Source organism: Candidatus Kinetoplastibacterium galatii TCC219 (assembly GCF_000340905.1).
GTDB classification, from domain to species: domain Bacteria; phylum Pseudomonadota; class Gammaproteobacteria; order Burkholderiales; family Burkholderiaceae_B; genus Kinetoplastidibacterium; species Kinetoplastidibacterium galati.
The window spans coordinates 294,235-313,567 of the sequence record NC_020284.1 but is presented as its reverse complement, the minus strand read 5'-3'; the positions used below and the strand labels follow the sequence as shown (position 1 = coordinate 313,567).

20 protein-coding genes and 1 tRNA gene are annotated in these 19,333 nt (G+C 30.4%); 10 read left to right on the top strand and 11 right to left on the bottom strand.

All coding sequences use genetic code 11. The features are described from left to right. Positions 1-36: 36 nt before the first annotated feature. From adk to ST1E_RS01465, 5 genes are all read left to right on the top strand, one after another. A complete protein-coding gene (adk, locus tag ST1E_RS01485) occupies positions 37-693 on the top strand; it encodes an adenylate kinase (protein ID WP_015389476.1) in 657 nt (218 codons plus the stop codon). A gap of 133 nt (positions 694-826) precedes the next feature. Continuing rightward, a complete protein-coding gene (gene murJ / locus ST1E_RS01480) occupies positions 827-2,428 on the top strand; it encodes a murein biosynthesis integral membrane protein MurJ (RefSeq protein ID WP_015389475.1) in 1,602 nt (533 codons plus the stop codon). A 169-nt stretch (positions 2,429-2,597) separates the two neighbouring features. Next, a complete protein-coding gene (gene rpsT, locus ST1E_RS01475) occupies positions 2,598-2,867 on the top strand; it encodes a 30S ribosomal protein S20 (RefSeq protein WP_015389474.1) in 270 nt (89 codons plus the stop codon). Positions 2,868-2,950: 83 nt separating this feature from the next. Further along, positions 2,951-3,742 carry an exodeoxyribonuclease III gene (gene xth / locus ST1E_RS01470; RefSeq protein WP_015389473.1) on the top strand — a complete coding sequence of 264 codons (792 nt, stop codon included), beginning with the start codon at positions 2,951-2,953 and terminating at the stop codon, positions 3,740-3,742. 3 nt (positions 3,743-3,745) lie between these two features. Continuing rightward, positions 3,746-3,821, top strand: a tRNA-Ala gene (locus ST1E_RS01465). Between the two features lie 7 nt (positions 3,822-3,828). On the opposite strand, the gene ST1E_RS01460 is transcribed toward ST1E_RS01465, so the two are convergent. Beyond that, positions 3,829-5,343: an AMP nucleosidase gene (locus ST1E_RS01460; RefSeq protein ID WP_015389472.1), complete on the bottom strand. Its 1,515-nt coding sequence runs from the start codon at positions 5,341-5,343 to the stop codon at positions 3,829-3,831. Between the two features lie 231 nt (positions 5,344-5,574). Between ST1E_RS01460 and gmk the strand changes: the two genes are divergently transcribed. The 4 genes from gmk (at position 5,575) to pyrF (ending at position 9,119) form a co-directional block, all read left to right on the top strand. Continuing rightward, on the top strand, positions 5,575-6,195 hold the full coding sequence (gene gmk, locus ST1E_RS01455) for a guanylate kinase (protein ID WP_041186008.1): 621 nt from the start codon (positions 5,575-5,577) through the stop codon (positions 6,193-6,195). A gap of 77 nt (positions 6,196-6,272) precedes the next feature. Continuing rightward, complete coding sequence (gene rpoZ, locus ST1E_RS01450; RefSeq protein WP_015389470.1) at positions 6,273-6,476, top strand: DNA-directed RNA polymerase subunit omega; 204 nt, start codon at positions 6,273-6,275, stop codon at positions 6,474-6,476. A gap of 15 nt (positions 6,477-6,491) precedes the next feature. Next, entirely contained in the window at positions 6,492-8,069 is a 1,578-nt protein-coding gene (locus ST1E_RS01445; protein ID WP_015389469.1) for a RelA/SpoT family protein, read from the top strand. 183 nt (positions 8,070-8,252) lie between these two features. Next, positions 8,253-9,119, top strand: a complete 867-nt coding sequence (gene pyrF, locus ST1E_RS01440) for an orotidine-5'-phosphate decarboxylase (protein WP_015389468.1) — start codon at positions 8,253-8,255, stop codon at positions 9,117-9,119. On the opposite strand, the gene ST1E_RS01435 is transcribed toward pyrF, so the two are convergent. The 5 genes from ST1E_RS01435 to ftsY form a co-directional block, all read right to left on the bottom strand. After that, positions 9,093-9,590: a phosphatidylglycerophosphatase A family protein gene (locus tag ST1E_RS01435; protein ID WP_015389467.1), complete on the bottom strand. Its 498-nt coding sequence runs from the start codon at positions 9,588-9,590 to the stop codon at positions 9,093-9,095. The genes pyrF and ST1E_RS01435 overlap by 27 nt on opposite strands. Positions 9,591-9,719: 129 nt before the next feature. After that, positions 9,720-10,154, bottom strand: a complete 435-nt coding sequence (nusB, locus tag ST1E_RS01430) for a transcription antitermination factor NusB (protein ID WP_015389466.1) — start codon at positions 10,152-10,154, stop codon at positions 9,720-9,722. 30 nt (positions 10,155-10,184) lie between these two features. Continuing rightward, positions 10,185-10,667, bottom strand: coding sequence for a 6,7-dimethyl-8-ribityllumazine synthase (ribH, locus tag ST1E_RS01425; protein WP_015389465.1), 483 nt, complete (start codon positions 10,665-10,667; stop codon positions 10,185-10,187). 95 nt (positions 10,668-10,762) lie between these two features. Then, entirely contained in the window at positions 10,763-11,809 is a 1,047-nt protein-coding gene (gene ribB / locus ST1E_RS01420; protein ID WP_041186007.1) for a 3,4-dihydroxy-2-butanone-4-phosphate synthase, read from the bottom strand. Positions 11,810-11,908: 99 nt separating this feature from the next. Continuing rightward, positions 11,909-13,012 carry a signal recognition particle-docking protein FtsY gene (gene ftsY, locus ST1E_RS01415; RefSeq protein ID WP_015389463.1) on the bottom strand — a complete coding sequence of 368 codons (1,104 nt, stop codon included), beginning with the start codon at positions 13,010-13,012 and terminating at the stop codon, positions 11,909-11,911. On the opposite strand from ftsY, the gene rsmD reads away from it, so the two are divergent. Then, positions 13,011-13,568, top strand: a complete 558-nt coding sequence (rsmD, locus tag ST1E_RS01410; protein WP_015389462.1) for a 16S rRNA (guanine(966)-N(2))-methyltransferase RsmD — start codon at positions 13,011-13,013, stop codon at positions 13,566-13,568. The two genes, ftsY and rsmD, sit on opposite strands and share 2 nt — an antisense overlap. A gap of 20 nt (positions 13,569-13,588) precedes the next feature. On the opposite strand, the gene ST1E_RS01405 is transcribed toward rsmD, so the two are convergent. From ST1E_RS01405 to surE, 5 genes are all read right to left on the bottom strand, one after another. Further along, on the bottom strand, positions 13,589-15,520 hold the full coding sequence (locus ST1E_RS01405) for a peptidylprolyl isomerase (RefSeq protein ID WP_015389461.1): 1,932 nt from the start codon (positions 15,518-15,520) through the stop codon (positions 13,589-13,591). A gap of 84 nt (positions 15,521-15,604) precedes the next feature. Beyond that, positions 15,605-16,906 carry a 23S rRNA (uracil(1939)-C(5))-methyltransferase RlmD gene (gene rlmD, locus ST1E_RS01400; RefSeq protein ID WP_015389460.1) on the bottom strand — a complete coding sequence of 434 codons (1,302 nt, stop codon included), beginning with the start codon at positions 16,904-16,906 and terminating at the stop codon, positions 15,605-15,607. 70 nt (positions 16,907-16,976) lie between these two features. Further along, positions 16,977-17,756 carry a 3'-5' exonuclease gene (locus ST1E_RS01395; RefSeq protein WP_015389459.1) on the bottom strand — a complete coding sequence of 260 codons (780 nt, stop codon included), beginning with the start codon at positions 17,754-17,756 and terminating at the stop codon, positions 16,977-16,979. Further along, the gene (locus ST1E_RS01390; RefSeq protein ID WP_041185954.1) at positions 17,753-18,502 is read right to left on the bottom strand and encodes a peptidoglycan DD-metalloendopeptidase family protein; all 750 of its coding nucleotides are present in this window, start codon (positions 18,500-18,502) and stop codon (positions 17,753-17,755) included. The genes ST1E_RS01395 and ST1E_RS01390 overlap by 4 nt, the downstream gene beginning before the upstream one ends. Before the next feature lie 46 nt (positions 18,503-18,548). Then, a complete protein-coding gene (gene surE / locus ST1E_RS01385) occupies positions 18,549-19,295 on the bottom strand; it encodes a 5'/3'-nucleotidase SurE (RefSeq protein ID WP_015389457.1) in 747 nt (248 codons plus the stop codon). Positions 19,296-19,333 lie beyond the last annotated feature (38 nt).

Here is a 19,333-nt window from a genome sequence, read left to right as displayed (position 1 = left end):
TTTTATAATAATTTATATTAAAATTCAGGAGTATTCATGCGTCTAATATTGCTCGGACCGCCAGGAGCCGGCAAAGGCACCCAAGCAGCTTTTTTAACAAAGCAATTTAATATTCCTCAGATATCCACTGGGGATATGTTACGTACAGAGATTAGAGCTGAGACAGAATTCAGTATTGAATTAAAGAAAATAATAGACTCCGGGAGATTAGTGCCAGATGAAATCATTATCGAATTAGTAAAATCTCGTCTTAAGAATCAAGATTGTGCAAATGGCTATTTATTAGATGGTTTTCCTAGAACTATTCCGCAAGCAAATGCTTTAAAAAATGCAAAAATAGAATTGAACTATGTAGTAGAAATCCAAGTTCCTGAGAGTAGTATAATAGAGAGGATTAGCGGAAGAAGAGTACATGTCACAAGTGGTCGCAGCTATCATATAACATTCAATCCTCCAGTAGTACCAGAGAAAGATGATATCACAGGAGAGGACTTAGTACAGAGAGAAGATGACCGTGAGGAAACTGTTAAACACAGATTAGAAGTATATAAAAAGCAAACTAGACCATTGGTTGAATATTATTCGGAATGGTATGAAAATGATCCATACAATGCTCCTAAATATGTAAGAATATCTGGGATTGGATCAGTTGAGGAAATTAGCAAAAGAATTTTTTCTTGCATAGTTGAATAAATATTCAACTATGCTTTTAGCAAGTTTTGATTAAATAAGAACAAATTATAGTTATATGGAATTAATTAAAAAAGTCTGTATTAATAACCTGTATTATTTAATGCAATATTTAAATTAAAGATAACTTTGGATTATGATTTTGAAAGGAACACTACGATCTATAATAACTGTAAGTGTTTTTACATTACTATCACGTATAACTGGACTTGCTCGTGACATAGTAATAGCAAAAAACATAGGAGCAAATTCTCTAAGTGATGCTTTTTGGATAGCTTTTCGAATACCAAACATGCTCAGAAAGATTTTTGCAGAAGGTTCATTTGCTCAGGCATTTATACCTACGTTGAGTCTAGCGAGAAGCGAGTCAAAAAGTGAAAATAGTTTAAGCGAAAATATTCACAATTTGATCACTAGAATGGCGCTTTTACTTACAACTTCTTTAATAGTAATTACTATACTTGGCTTAATCTTCACTCCTTTAATAATTAAAATATTTGCTAGCGGAATATGCAAAAATACCAATGATACCAATCAGTTCAATGCAACTGTACTAATGACAAGAATAATGTTCCCATATGTTATTCTTATTTCTCTAACAGCATTTGCCTCTTGTATATTAAATACTTGGAAGAAATTCTCTGTACCTGCTATTACACCAGCATTACTTAATATTTCAATGGTTCTGACTTGCTTAATATTTGCAAAGGAAACAATCCAACCAATATATGCTTTATCCATAGGAGTAATAGTAGGAGGCATTGCACAACTTTCTATACAATGGATAGCTATATCAAAAATAAATTTACAACCGTCTGTGTCATTTGATTTTGCTAGAGCATATAACGACAAATATGTAAAAAATATAATAAGAAAAATGATGCCTGCATTAATTGGTGTCTCTATATCTCAAATTTCTCTTTTAATAAATACAAATATAGCTACCTGGCTAGCACCAGGTAGCTTAACATGGCTAACTTTAGCAGACAGAATAGTAGATTTACCAACTGCATTAATAGGATTGGCATTAGGTACAGTAATGCTACCTGATCTATCAAGATCATATGTCAGTAAAAATCAAGATAAATATAATTTATTAATAAATAATAGTCTTAAAATAATATTGTTATTTGGAGTTCCTTCGATGGTATGCATGGTAGCAATACCAAATGGATTAGTAACTGTGTTATTCCATTATGGAGAATTTAATCAAATAGATGTATGTAATACAAAATCAGCTGTTCTAGCATATTCGATAGGATTGCTAGGAATGATGACTATTAAAATATTATCTTCTGCATTCTATGCGATGCAAGATACCTTAACACCTACTAAAACTGCATTGATATCGTTGTTTCTTGCGCAAACATTAAATATATTCCTTGTGCCATTATACTCTCATATAGGTATAGCTATTTCTTACAGCGTTGGTGCTACATTGAATTCTATATTTATGCTATTTCTTTTAAAAAGAAATAATGTATTTAAATCATATAAAAATGGATGGATAATTATCCTATTGCGTTTAATACCAGCATCAATTCTAATGGGAGTTTTTCTGAATTTCTTTGATCATAAAATTAACTGGATTGAGCTACAATCGAATGTAATACAAAGATTTTCGATACTATCATCTATACTAATAGTAGGATTTATAATATATGTTGCCTTATTATTTATATGTGGCATGAGATCGAAAGATTTTTTTAATTTATTTATCACAAAAAAAGAATATTAAAATACTTGTATTTTAATATAAAAATAAACATATAATTATAATATTTAATAATTGAATAATTATTAAACATTATAAAATATTTTTTATAAGCAAAAAATATTTTACTTAAATTATAAAAACTTTATAATTGACTACTTTATAACTTTAAATTAAAAAGAATTAAGGAAAAATGGCTAATACATCACAAGCTCGTAAACGTGCACGTCAATCAGTAGAAAGAAATAAACATAATTCTAGTTTAAGATCAATGTTACGTACTGCTATAAAAAGAGTAAATCAATCTATTGAATCGAAAGATAAGAGTACATCTGAGAATATTTTAAGAAAAGCGACAAGCATAATAGATAGAATAGCAGATAAAGGTATAATTCATAAAAACAAAGCTGCGCGTCATAAGAGTCGTCTAGCAACGTCTGTTAAAAACATGTTATTAAGCTAGTAATAATCTTATAAATTTTTAATCATATTTTAAATATCTGTCATTTGTTGTTATTTTATGACATGCCGTATGGTTATTTTTATATGAATATAGCAACCTGGAATGTTAATTCTTTAAAAGTACGTTTAGAACAGGTATTAAATTTTTTAGTTCAGAATGATATTGATGTTCTATGTCTACAAGAAACAAAAATTACTGACGATAAATTTCCATATGAATCATTTAAGAGCTTAGGCTACAAGAGCTATTGGCTTGGGCAAAAAACATTTAATGGCGTAGCTATCGTCAGCAGATATCAATCCACAAAAACTTCATATAATCTATACGGCAATATTGAAGAACAAAAAAGATTAATATCCGTAACTATTTCATCAGAAATTGGAAAAATTTGTGTTGTGTGTGTATATTGCCCTAATGGTCAAATGATAGACAGCGAAAAGTATGAATATAAAATTAAATGGTTTGATAAATTAGCTGATCTAGTAAAAAATGAATTACTAAAAAATGACCATCTTATAGTGCTTGGTGATTATAATGTAGCTCCTAAAGATGATGATGTTTATAATTCAGAGATTTGTAAAGACCAGATATTAACATCCAGTACTGAGCGCAAATCATTCAATAAACTTATACAGCTAGGTTTAGTAGATGCCTTTAGATTATTTAAACAACCTGAAAAATCCTATAGTTGGTGGGATTATAGAAGATTATCTTTTAAACGTAATATGGGATTCAGAATAGATCACATATTACTATCATATTCCTTGAAAGAATTTTGTAAGACTTGCAAAATAGACAAATCGTTACGTGGATTTGAAAAACCATCAGATCATGCGCCAGTTATTGCTGTAATTAGCAATAACCTATATGAATGAAATGGGGCGGTAGCTCAGTTGGAAGAGCGTCGCGTTCGCAATGCGAAGGCCGGGAGTTCGATCCTCCTCCGCTCCACCATTAAATATTATTGAAAAGCAGTTTCCATAAACGTTCTCAATTTTCTAGAGTGCAGCTTCTCCGATGGCATATCCCTTAAATACTCAAGAGTTCTTACACCTATTTCTAAGTGTTGGCTAACCTGTTTTAAATAAAAATCACTAGCCATACCAGGTAATTTCAATTCCCCATGTAATGGTTTATCTGAAACACATAATAAAGTACCATAAGGAACGCGTAAGCGAAAACCATTAGCTGCAATAGTTGCTGATTCCATATCAAGCGCTATCGCGCGTGATTGAGCAAAACGTTTTACAACCTCAAGCTGATCATGCAATTCCCAGTTTCTATTATCAATAGTAACCACTGTACCTGTTCGCATGATACGTTTTAGATCCCATCCCTGTAATCCAGATATTTCTGCAACAGCCTTTTCTAATGCTACTTGGACTTCTGCTAATGCTGGAACAGGAACCCATAAAGGCAAGTCTTCATCTAAGACATGGTCATCACGTACATATCCATGTGCCAACACATAATCACCCAAGCGCTGTGAATCACGTAAACCTGCACAATGACCTAGCATTAGCCAAACATGTGGTCTTAACACGGCAACATGATCAGTTATAGTTTTAGCATTTGAAGGCCCTACTCCAATATTTACCAACGTGATTCCTGAATGATTAGGTCTAGTCAAGTGATATGCAGGCATTTGAGGAGTTCTTATACTCAAATTTTGATTCTGATCAGATCCATCATTGCTAGTAATGATGTTTCCAGGCTCTACTAATGATGTATAACCACCTGTGCCATCCATTACTAACTTCTTTGCCATTTCACAAAATTCATCAACATAGAATTGATAATTGGTGAATAAAACATAATTTTGAAAAAAATGAGGAGCAGTAGCTGTATAATGCTGTAGACGCTGCAGAGAGTAGTCTATACGGGCAGCAGTAAAAGGAGCCAGGGGTTTTATATTATCCCCTTCCTTTTCTCTCCATGTACCATTAACAATAGCATCGTCAGTAACTGAAAGATCTGGAACATCAAATATATCTCTTAATGGTCTATTTATGGACTTAGTATCACTATACTTAACATGAGCCCCTTCTGAGAAGGCAAAGTGCAATGGTATTGGAGAGTTAGACTCGCCAACACTAACAGGAACACGATGATTATGGAGTAATTGATTAACTTGATCCACTAAATAAGATCTAAAAAGCTTTGGCCTAGTAACAGTAGTTTGGTAAATGCCTGGCTCAGCAACATGTCCATAAGAAAATCTAGAATCTATAGAATCATGAGTACTAACTTGTATCCTTATAGCTGGATAGCAGGATCTCACACGATAATCTATATTGTTGCCCTGCTGATTAATTAATATATTACTAAATTCATCACGTAAGAATTTAGTATTGCGTTCGTATATTTCGATTAATCGATCAACAGCCAACTCGGCATCCTGAAAAGTGTCGAATGGGAAGCGCTCCGGAATTTTGAAATCTTGCTTCTGCATATTTTCCATAAAAATTGAGTCCATGTAACCTACCTAAATTTAAAGTAATTTAAATACAATAAGCAATAAGCTAAAAATATTATAAAAAACAACTGCAATAATTCAACAAATTAGTTATGTTATAAATTATAAATACAAAACTATAAAGTACATATTTAAATATAACATAACTCCTATAATTGTTTTGTATAATATGAAATAATTATGGAAGCTAAAACCCAGATTAATAAAGATTATAGAATAAAATTAATTTATATGAGCAATAACAATTTATTTATTGTAACAGCACCTAGTGGTTCTGGAAAATCTAGTTTAATAAAAGCATTGCTGAAAGATAATAAATCGATATCACTTTCCGTATCTTATACAACAAGAAAACCTCGAGTAGGCGAAAGAAATGGGGTTGATTATTATTTTGTAACAATAGAAGATTTTTTAAAAATGCGTAATAACAACGAATTTGTAGAATGGGCGGAAGTGCATAATAATTTCTATGGGACGCATAAATCTTTTGTGAATAATAGAGATGTTAAAAATAATGACATTGTAGTGGAAATAGATTTTCAAGGCTCAGATCAAATAAAAAATTATTACCCAGATGCAATCAGGATTTTTATCCTTCCACCATCAATAGAGGAGCTAAGAAATCGCTTAATTCTTCGTGCACTAGATTCTATGGAAGTTATAGAAAGAAGATTATCTGTAGCTAAAAGTGAAATCATGCATGCTAAAGATTATGATTATGTTATAATAAACTCTGATTTCAATTTGGCATTATCAGAAATAAACTATATCATCAAATCAACAAAATTGAGATTTCAATATCAGTATCTTAAAAATAAGAATTTGTTTAATAAACTAGGCATTGCTTATTAGCTTAATAGATGACAGGATTGTCTTATATTATTTGAAGTATAGAGTCATATATTTAACAGTAGAGGCGAACTAAAAAAATGGCGCGTATAACAGTAGAAGACTGCTTAAAAAATATAAATAATAGATTTGATCTTACATTAGCAGCAGCATACCGTGCTCGTGAATTAGCACAGGGCCATGCTCCAAAATTAGAAAGCAAGGATAAGCCTACAGTTCTGGCTCTGCGTGAAATAAGCAGAGGACTTTCAGGACTGGAAATGCTATCTAAAGTCCCTGGTTAACTTTAATGTTCAATTATGAGTTCAAATGAATTCAGGACTATTTCCAGTAACTTATTAAGATTTTTTAAGTTTCTGAATTTTTGGAATAAAGATTACTTCAAGTTACAGAGCAATCTTGGTCATTTTTTACTTATTAAAAATAATTCTTTCTTATCTTTACTTAAAAAACTAAAATTACATCTGTCTAAAAAGGACTTACAATTAGTTTGTGAGGCTTTCATTTTTGCTGACAAAGTACACTCTGGTCAAAAAAGAGACAGTGGTTCTCCTTACATATCACATCCTGTAGCTGTAGCCGAGATATGTTCGCAATGGAAACTAGATAAAGACGCAATGTCTGCAGCATTATTACATGATGTTATGGAAGACCATGGTATATCAAGATTAGAATTAGAAACAAGATTTGGTAAAAATGTGGCATCATTAGTTGATGGATTATCAAAATTTGACAAAATAAATTTCAATAATAAACTTGAGCAACAAGCCGCAAATCTACGAAAGATTTTAATAGCTACAAATAAAGATATTAGAGTAATTCTTATAAAAATAGCTGATAGATTACACAATATGCGTACTATAAATGCTATAACTAACCCAGATAAAAAAAGAAGGGTTGCTACTGAAACATTAGAGATATATGCCCCAATTGCTTATAGACTTGGTTTGAGCATTACGCATAAAGAATTACAAGATTTAAGTTTTGCTGTAATTTATCCGTGTAGATTTAAGATAATGTATAAAGCTTTATTATTTGAGAGACAAAAACACAACAAGTTAAGCGATAAAATAAAGTATGATATTTATAAAGAAATATCAAAAAATAATCTAAGTATTGAAATCAGGAATGGTAATGCGGATTCATTGTTCAGTATTTATAAAAAAATGTCATCACACAGTATTCCTTTTTCTGAGATTACCAATACATACCGCTTCAATATTACCACCGATAAGGTATCAGATTGCTATTTAGCAATGGGGATTATACATCAATCATATAGGCCAATACATGGAAAATTTAAAGACTATATAGCTATGCCAAAAATAAATGGATATCAATCCTTACATACTACTGTAATTAATTCAAATGGTATAAAAATAAAATTTCAAATTAAAACCAAAAACATGGATAATTTAGCTGAAAATGGAATCACTAATTTTTGGATACAAAAACGAGATAATATTGAATCTAAAGGCCAACCAGAAAATTGTAAATTTCAATCTATATTCAATATAGAAGATAAAATATATAATCCAAAAGAGTTTTTAGAATATGTGAGAATTGACCTTTTTCAAGATTCTATAAATGTTTTTTCATCATCAGGAAAGATCGTTACTTTACCAAAAAATTCTACTGTCATAGACTTTGCATATGCTATTAAAATTAGCCTTGGTAATACATTGTTGATTGCTAAAATTAATGGAAAATGGTGTTCACCTTGCAAAAAATTAAATAATGGCGATATAGTAGAAATAGTAACATCAGAACAATCTAATCCTGATATCAAATGGCTTGAATATATAAAATCTAGAAGAGCTATTTATGAAGTTAGAAGATATTTAAGGTCAGTTGAACATGATGAAGGAATACATTAATAACTATCACTTGTTAATAAAAATTAATACATCTGTCTATAGAAACCTGTAAAATTATTAAAAACAAATCTAAAATTTAACTAAATATACATTTATTAAATTAATAGCATACTTTTTAAAATTAATAAATCTTACTTTAATTTTGAAGTTAAAATACTAATAAATCCCAGCTAGCCCCTTAAAATGAAATTCATAAAAAAAATTGAACAATCCTGCGATAGAAATAATTCACTATTGCAAGTCGGATTAGACCCTGATCCAAAACGTTTTCCTAAAGAATTAGCAGGAAATAAAAAATCTATATTTGAATTTTGCAAAGGTATAATAGAAGCAACCGCAGAATACATATCTAGTGTTAAGATGCAGATCGCCTATTTCTCTGCTTATAGGGCTGAGGAAGAGCTAGAAGAAATATGCGCATACATAAGGAGTAATTATCCTTATTTACCTATTATTTTAGATTCAAAACGAGGAGATATTGGCGATACATCAGAAAAATATGCAATTGAAGCATTTGAAAGATATAAAGCTGATGCATTAACAGTAAATCCATTTATGGGATTAGATTCTATAGAGCCATATTTAGAGTGGGAGGATCGCGGCGTGTTAGTTCTTTGTAGAACTTCTAATCCAGGTGGGTCTGACTTCCAATCATTAAAAATAATCGATGGAACTCCTCTATACCTACACATAGCAAGAGTAATATCAGAAGAATGGAACATAAACTCACAATTTGGGTTAGTGGCTGGTGCTACATTTCCGAAAGAATTAGCTTTAATAAGAAAAACTATTGGTGAAGATATGCCAATACTTGTACCTGGAATAGGAGCTCAGGGCGGAGAGGTATATTCTACGGTAGTATCTGGCACGAATAATAATTGTTCTGGAGCAATGATAAGTTCATCTAGAGCAATAATATATGCATCTAATAATGATAATTGGAGAGAAGCATCCTCAATAGCTGCAAAGAGATTTAGAGATGATATAAACCTATCCAGAAAAAAGAAAATGCATTTAATAAGATCAAAACTTATAGACAAAAGCAACTAATGCTATCGTATAAAATGCAGCTATCAAATCATCCATCATTATACCTATTCCACTGCTAACTTCTTTATCTATTTTATTTATAGGATATGGTTTCACAGTATCGAAAAATCTAAAAATCATGAAAGAAATAAACTGCACATGAAAAACATTGGGAACAACCAATAAAACTATATTAAAAGAAACAATCTCATCCCATACTATACCTACATGGTCGTGAGCTCCTAATTCATTATCAACTCGTTTGCAAGCAATACAACCATATATAAACCCTAATAACACAATTGAAAATATTGCATAATTACTCATCAAATGCCAAGGAATTATATACCATAATAACCAAGCAAAAACGGTACCCCATGTGCCAGATCCAGGTCTGATTAAACCACTACCAAACCCGAATGATACTAGCCTTTCAGGCTTCTTACAAATCCAAGAGAAGTTTGGAAAACCTACAGAATAACGATTTTTCATAATATAAAAACAAATCAAGTAAATATAACAAATTAAAATAATTATAGAAAAATGTAAATTAGAAATTGATTATATATCAAATAAAAGACAGGGAAATAAATTAAGGTATTACAATCGCAATTAAGTTAATTAACTATTTCTAATATCACTAGCTAATTTATCTAAGACACTATTTATAAATTTAAAACCATCGGTTCCACCGAATGATTTTGCTAATTCAACTGCCTCATTTATGGTGACTTTATATGGAATCTCAATGTGATTTATTAACTCAAAACTACCCATCAATAAAATTGCATATTCTACCGGTGATATTGAATCTAAAGATCTATCTATATAAGGAGTAAATTTTTCGCATAGCAAATCATGATTATCTAAAACGCCATTTATAAGAATTTTAAACCAATCATTGTCGATTAAATTACTTTTGCCATTATCATGTATATCGTCATGAATTTCATTAACATTTTTATATTTATTTCCAGATAAAAGCCAAGCATAAATACCTTGAAGAGCAAGTTCACGAGCAAGACGACGAGCTCCTTTATGATGAGCATTACGCATATAATCCAACCTCTTTAATTAGTTAAAAATTTACTCATCTTCATATTTTTGATCAGCTCTAAGTTTTATTATAAGATTAGACATCTCCACTGCAGCTCTAGCACAATCATAACCTTTCTTAGCAGCCCTTATATTTGCTTGCTCCTCAGAATCAACAGTAAGAACCCCGTTAGCTATTGGTACACCAGTACTTAATGAAACATTATTTATAGCAGATGACATTTCATTACTAACAATCTCGAAATGAAAAGTATCGCCTCTAATAACAGCACCCAAAGCAATCATCGCATTAAAATCATACGTTTCTAACATATGTGATAATGCAACACCTATTTCCAAAGCTCCAGGAACTGTAACTAGTACAATATCATCACTAGAGACTCCTAAATTAGTAAGTTCTTCAATGCAATAGTCCAATTCAATTTGGCTGATATCACCATTAAATCTTGATCTAACTATACCAATGCTAAGACCTTTACCATTTAAATCTGGATCAATGCTGTAAATATTCATGATATAAAATACACCCAATAATTAAAATTTATAAACAAAAACCATCTATGTAATCTACATGATTAAGATCGTTTTTAATGAACATTAAATACAGATCAGATAATATTTTTCATGTTTTTGACACCTATGTCACGTAAAATCTGATCACTTATACCACAACTATACGAATCAAGGCTATTAATATTTACATTATTAGCATCTTCTGAATTTAATATTTTATTAATTTGCTCTGATATATTATTGTTATCTATTGATTGGCAATTTATTAACACCAGTACTCCTGACAAAGAATTAGATATATTTTTCAGAGCATTATTAAAACTTAATGGTTTTTCATTAACATCCATAATATCTACTATGGAGATTGATTTATAAATGTAAACCAATGTTTCATGGGTTTCCCTAGGATCTCCGCTAATTAAAGCAATATGCAAGGATTTGTCATGAAATAAATCCTTATAAAAAACTAATTTAAAAGTTCCTTGAAGAGTTTTTATATTACGATGCCCTATTCTGCTTATTATAGACTCATTCTTAATTCTGTATTGTACTAAATCATATATAGTGCCTATTTTTATATTATGTTTTTGCGAAAAACTTATTAAATCTGGGAGTCTGGCCATTGTCCCATCGTCATTTAAAATTTCACAAATTACAGATGATGGTATTAATCCAGCTATTGATGTTAGATCACAACCAGCTTCAGTGTGGCCTGCTCTAACTAGTACTCCACCAGGTACAGAACGAACAGGAAATATATGACCTGGCTGCACAATGTCATCAGGAGTTGTATCTGATGATATGGCAACTTTAATAGTATGTGCACGATCCGCAGTAGAAATTCCAGTATCAATACCACATGCTGCTTCAATAGATTGAGTAAAGTTTGTGCCATATCTTGATCTATTTCGATCCGACATCATCGTCAAACCTAACTTATTACAATACTCATTTGTTAGCGTGAGACATACTAAACCTCTACCATACTTCACCATAAAATTAATAGCATCTGCAGAAACAAATTCCGATGCTATAAGTAGATCTCCTTCATTTTCTCTATCTTCTTCATCTACTAATATAATCATGCGTCCTGATCGTAATTCATGAATAATCTCTACAGTAGAGGATATATGTAAACTCATCTCATCTCTCTTTCGATTTAAGTATATCGTGTGATTAGATAATAAAACAATAAAATGACTTCTAGAAATATTATTTATAAAAACCATGATAATAAAAAATTAATTCAACAATGCATCAACGAACTCAACAGCTTTAAAGTCATATAAATCAGATATGCCTTCACCTAAACCTACCCAATATACAGGTATAATTTTTTCATTATTTTCAAACATATCAGATATAGCAACTAATATTCCACCTTTGGCAGTGCCATCTAGTTTAGTAATAATCAATCCACTTAAATCAACTATATTATTAAAAGACTCTAGCTGCGTCAAAACACTCTGGCCCATATTACCATCCACTATCAAAATAGATTCATGAGGAGCATCCCTATCTATCTTAGAAATAACTTTTTTGATTTTGCCCAACTGAGACATTAAGTTTTGATTAGAAGCTAGGCGGCCTGCTGTATCTATGATAATGACATCAATATTTTTTGATTTGCCATAATGTATACTATCGAACACAACTGAAGATGGATCGGAAGAATCCGTATGAAAAACCGGTATATTGTTTTTATCTCCCCAATTTCTCAATTGCTCACAAGCTGCGGCACGAAATGTATCAGCAGCCACAAGCAAAACAGATAAACCTCTACTCTTAAAATAATATGATAATTTCGCAATAGAAGTTGTTTTTCCCACTCCATTAGAACCAGAAGTTAAAATTATAAATGGTTTCTTGTCTATGTTAATTATGCCCTCTAAAGGCTTCAATTGATCTATCAAAATAGTCCTGAGTAAATTTTTAATATGTACAGGATCTGATATTCTTTCTTTCTTTACCTTATCTTTTAATTTTGATAAAATTTTTTCCGTGGTTCTATAACCAACATCAGATGTTATTAATATATCTTCTAAATTTTCAAATAAATCTTCATTATCCTTAAAATTATAAAAAATTGTACTTAATTTCTTGCTAGTATTAGATAAACTTTTCTTCAAAATACCAAACCAACTATTATTAAGATTCGAATATTCTAATTCTTTTACTAATATCTGTTTATCATCATCTGTATGATTTAAACTATTATTCTTAATAGTGCTCTCGTGGTTATCGCTACTATCTTGTTCTTTTTCTAAATAATTATTTGAATCAGTACAATCTGGTAATTCTTTATTACTAACTTTAAATGATTTTTTTTTAAAAAACTTAAACATGATCAAAAACTCTACTCGTATTATATCTGGACAATATAAGAATACTAAAGTTACATTCCCAACTATGCAAGGACTAAGACCAACGCCAAACAAAGTAAAAGGTACTTTGTTTAACTGGATAAATAATCATTGGGATAATAATTTCACAGATAAGAATGTTCTTGACTTGTTTGCAGGAAGTGGATCATTGGGATTTGAGGCTGCTTCCAGAGGAGCTGGTTTTATACAAATGGTAGATAACAATAAAGAAACCATCATGTTTATAAAGAAAACAATTAAAAAAATCAAAGCTGAAAATATAAATGTTTATTACGGCGAAGCTATTGATTTTATATGCAAAAAAAACACAAAACAATTTGATTTAATATTATTAGATCCTCCTTTTAATAAAAATATTTTAAACAAACTATGGGAGCTGATACCTGTAGCTATAAAAAAACATGGGCTAATATACTCGGAATCAGAATTAGACTTAATAATCCCAGAAAAATTCAAATTATTGAAAAGCAGTAAAAGCGGCATAGTGCATTCAAAATTAATGCTTTATAACAGTTAAATATGATAAAAAATCTTTATTTAATTATTAATAACATCATCAACATGATCAAGCAATTTTAACTTATACTTATTTTTAAGAAATCTTAATGTCGCAAGCCATTCAGATTTACCGGTGGAATGTATCAATGAGTCGCTTATTTGTTTATCTATTAAAGGGTCATCATTTTTTTTGTTTAAAATATTTTCTAAATAAACTAATAAAATACCTGAGTCTACATTAACCTTGCCATAATACGGTAAGCTACTTGTTGGCATAGACATTACAGCATTTACTAATTCTTTTGGCAACCTAAAATCTGATTCAAATCTAGATATTTCAATTTTTTCAGAAAACTTACTTTTATCAAATTTATTATTTTTAGAAACACTCTCTATGTATCTATTAACATCATCCATGGCAAGAACTCTGACTTTATCTTCCAAAACAAGAGATCTTATTTTACCAGAAACCTCAGACAATGAAAAAATAGAGGAAGCATTATACTTTAATACCTTTACTACTATAAAAACTGATGGTGATACTTGAACTAATCCAAAATAATTTTTATCAAGTGAGGCTTCATTAGAAAAAATTACGCTTAAAACTTGATAATTATTTAAATAATTATTTTTTACAATACTCTGATATTTGTCATCAATAGCTACTCCATTCTTTGTTAATCCTCTTAAAGAAGAAACTTTTACCCCTATATCTAATGCAATAGATTCAATGTCATAATCTTCGTTGTATATTAATTCCCTTACACGATCAATTTTCTCACAAAAACATTTATGTCTATAATCTTGTTGTATTTCAATGATTATTTTGTTCTTAGCATCTTTGAACGGTAACACACGAGGTAAAGATATTTCATTTAATCTAAATATATATAAACCACATGAGGTCTCCAATAATTTTGAATGCTGTCCTTTAGCTAATTTTAAAATAGCATCTTTAGCTTCTTGACCTAATGCTTCTAATATTTCCTCCTCTGTACTTAAATCATAATTTGTATAAACAAAATTTGAATTAGAGCTGTCTTTAGAAAAAAGTATACAATCTGGGTTTCCGTCTAGCTTGTTTAGAACAGTTTTGGCTTCATTAAATAAATCTAACTTTTCTTCATTTGTCTTAATATCATCAAAAGAGAAAAAAATACTTTCAAAAGAAAATTTCCCTGGCACAGTGAACTTATCAAGATTTTTTTTATAAAAAGACTTAGCCTCACTATCGTCAATATCTAAGTCTTCATTACAGTTAACCTCATCTATTACTATGTATTCAATATCAACATTCTCTGGTTTTTTAAAAAAATCTTTATTTTTTAGATACCATGAATTAATTTCTTCTGGGCTAATGTCAACAAGAGATTTATAGCTATCAAAATTGTACATTCTAGTACGTATTACTCTTTTCTGTGTCATGCTATCTAAATATTTATTTAATATAACTTTTGAAGCTATGCCAGAAGAAGCAATAGAATCTGTAATTTGTTTAGCAGAAAGAAATTTTCTTTGGTTGTATTCAAACTCAGCAGGAGTCATCCCGTAGTTCGATAATACTTTTACATAATTATCATTTGAGAAATTACCTTTGCCATTACCCCAATCTAATGAGGATATATAGTCTCTAAGCCTCTCATCAGTCACAGATATATTCATGTCTGAGGATACTAGGCTTAGCAATTTAGTATTGATCAACTCCTCTAGAAATTGTTCTCTCATCTCAGGAGTATCAATCATATTCATATCTGTACAATTTCTTACATTTGAACGCAATTGATCCAAGAATCCAGAATATGCAATATTAAATTCTCCAAGAGTAATATAAATATCTCCAAACTTAGCAATTTTAGGATCATCTTGTTCATATTTATAATTAAATACTCCTGAAAAAAATATAGCAGGAGTTATTAAAAAAAACAAAATTAAAAGTATGAAACGGCTCTTATTACGAATAAATTCAAACATAAAATATTTTGATATACCAAAACTATAAAATCGACTCTATAAAAATAGCTGCGTCGTTCTAAGAATACAATAAAGCTACAAAAACTATAAATCAAATACAGTTATAGATTCTACATGGCTAGTATGAGGAAACATGTTAATAATACCAGAGCATACAACTCTATAGCCGCCATTAATAACCAATACAGATGAATCACGAGCCAGAGTATGAGGATTACATGATACATAGACTATCCTGCGAGGCTTTCTACTTTTATCCAAACTGGCTATTAATCTAACTACCAGATTAGCCCCACTTCTTGGAGGATCCATGAGCATTATATCAAAATGATCTAGTCTATTAAAAAAATCATTATTCAAGGAAAACAAATTTATCTTTATGAAATTAACAATCCCACTCATCCCGTAATTTAAAGCAATATCACGTGCCCTACATATTAAGCTATCATCTATGTCAATACCAATAACTTTATTGGCTATTTTTGCCATTGGAAAGGTAAAATTTCCTAACCCACAGAACATATCCAGTATATTATCATACGGCCCTATCTCCATTAACCCTATAACTTTTGATACCAATATGCTATTAACATTATGATTAATTTGAGTAAAATTTTTAGGCCTAAAAGGTATTGAAATCCCGAATTCTGGTAGAGAATAGCTAGTATCTTTATACTTACTATCACCAACTCTATAGATACTATTGTTAGATGAGTGTAACCATACATCAACAGAATTAATCACGCCGAAATTAACTATGCTCATTATATCACACTTAGAAGGACTGTATGAATTATATATAAGTAATGATACGTTGTTATCACCAACGGCAATTTCCACTTGAGATATAAGTTTTCTTATAGTTAGTCTATAAATCATTTCTCTTATAGGATTTAATATTGTATTAATTTTTTCTGATAGCACTGGGCAATCTAAAATATCAATAATATGATTACTTCTTTTTTCATAAAAACCTAGTATCACTTTATCATTATTTTGCAAAAACTTTACAAATAAACGAGACCTTTGCCTATAATGCCATGGTTCACCATATACAGGACTAAATAAGAAATTTGGTTTTATTTTTCCTATATGATAAAAACTATCTTCTAAAACACGTTGCTTTATTGCTACCTGTGCCCTATCGTCTATATGTTGTATAGAACAACCACCGCAAACATTAAAATGCTTACAACGCGGAATTACTCTATATGGTGAACTAGATAATATTCTTGTTAGAATAGCAATATCATAAGATGACTTTCTTCTAAAGATTTCGAATTGTACTAATTCACCTGGCAAGACACCATCTATAAAAATCACCTTACCGCTTTCGTCATGTGATATACCCATTCCTTTAGCATCAATAGATTCAATAAGTAACACTTTCTTCAAATTATGTTCCAATAATATTATTTACATTTATTTTTATAATGCTCAGCTTGATAGATTAATTTTAATTATCCCAGGAATTAAGAAATGATCTCCAATGATCACCATCAAGTGATGATATTTTGTTTTTTGCTATACTAATTTCATTTTTATAAGATTCTTTATTTAGATGACCTCTAAAGAGACAAAATCTACAATACAATAACCATGTATTAATAACATCTGTTTCACAGTAAGAACGTATCTCAGAAATTTTATTATCAGACCAATAGTCCCAAACCTTGCTACCATCCATTCCAATCTTTCCTGGGAATTTGCATAATTTTGCCAATTCGTTCATTGAAACACCAGAACGTCCATTGTATTTAGATAAAACATCCATCAAATCTAAATGCATACTATGATAACGATTGATATAATTATTGAACTTTAAATTGCGATCGTTGTTATCACCAGTATCCCAATATCTAGGAGCAGAGATACAATTTATCATACTTCTGTAGTGTATTACTGGAAGATCAAAACTTGTGCCATTCCAACTAACTAACCTTGGAGAATACTTATCGATAATAGCAAAAAAGAACTCTAAAAGCTTGCTCTCATGATCAGAATGCTTGCCTAGGGTTTTTACATAAAAGTCTTTATTGTTCCTAAAAACACAGCTAATAGCAACTATTTTATGCAAATGCAGCGGTACGAAATTATTACCGCACAATTCTATACGTTTAGCGGTAAACGAATCCAAAACTTGCTGATCAGATAAACATGCATCATACACACCTATTTTTTTTATAGATTCAATATCAGGAATAGTTTCTATATCAAATACTAAGACAGGGATCATTTTTTAGGAAGATAATTCAGAGGATCAACAGGCAAACCATTTTTACGAATCTCGAAGTGCAATTTTGGATAGTCAGAATCACTATCTCCTATTTCAGCTATCTTATAGCCTTTTGTAACTTCTTGGCCATTATAAACAAATAGCCTGCTATTATGAGCATATGCTGTTATAAAACCTTGATCATGACTCAAAATTAGTAATTTTCCTAATCCACGAACGCCGCCGCCGCTATATACAACTTTACCACTAGCAGCAGCAAAAACTGGTTCTCCTATAGTACTAGATATATCTATACCTCTATTCTTTAAATTAAAATACTCTTTGATTATTCCATCACAAGGCCATTCCCAAAGTATTTTAATATTTGTGTTGGTCTTGGAGATCGGATTCTCAATTTTCCTTATATTAGTGCTATTTGTAACAATTGACTCCTCATAAGAGTTATCTACTGATGGTATATATAACAAACTACCAGTATTAAGCTGACAAGAGCTATCAAGATTATTAACTTTTTTTAGCAAATCAACATCTATATCGTAAAGTTTTGATATTTTATATAAACTATCACCTTGTTTAACTATATAAGCATTTATAGATTGTCTCTCATTAATAGAAACTTCAAATATAGGAGCACATTTGAATTTAATAACTTCCTTACTGCATCCAGAAATTAGCAAAACCAACGATAATGCACTAAAAAATAAACGTCTTGTTAATATGTTTATAATACTTAACATATAAATCATTAAATATCTCATGTGAATACAACTAGTGGAGTTCTCATAATTATTTTCAAATATTTATGGCCCATTCATTTATTTTATCTAAGCTATTCATTACAGTTAAATCAATTCCTAATGGCGTAATAGAGACAAAATTATTTGATATGGCATTGAAATCGGTTCCATCAGATTTGTCAGAAATCTCTCCTACTGGTCCTATCCAATACACAATTTCATTACGAGGGGTTTTATGTTTTGTAGATAATTGTGATGGATGTCTCTTACCTATTCTCGTAGCTTTTATACCATTAATATGGTTTATGCTGATATTAGGAATATTAATATTCCATAGAAATGGTTCTTGAAAAGGGTTTTTAATAAAATTAACCACTATGTCATGTAAAATCATAGTAGCTGATTCTAAATTTTCCCATCCTTTTTCAACTAAAGAAACAGCAATCGATGGAATACCAAACATGTAAGCCTCTCTAGCTGCCCCAACAGTACCTGAGTAAAGAACATCACTACCAAGATTAGCTCCATTATTAATACCTGAAATGACAAGATCAGGTAACCTATCTAACAAACCAGTCATAGCTAAATGGACACAATCAGTTGGAGTGCCATTTATAATCATGTAATTATCTGAATCAAAATGAACATTCAGCGGCCTACTAAGAGTAATAGAGTTTGAAGAGCCACTGCAATTTGACTCAGGGACAACTACTGTTACATCTGCTATACCAGCCAATGCATTAACTACAGCCTTCAGACCAACTGAAGAATAACCATCGTCGTTAGAAATTAAAATATGCATTAAAATTTTATCCTAAGAAATAGTATAATTGATACGTT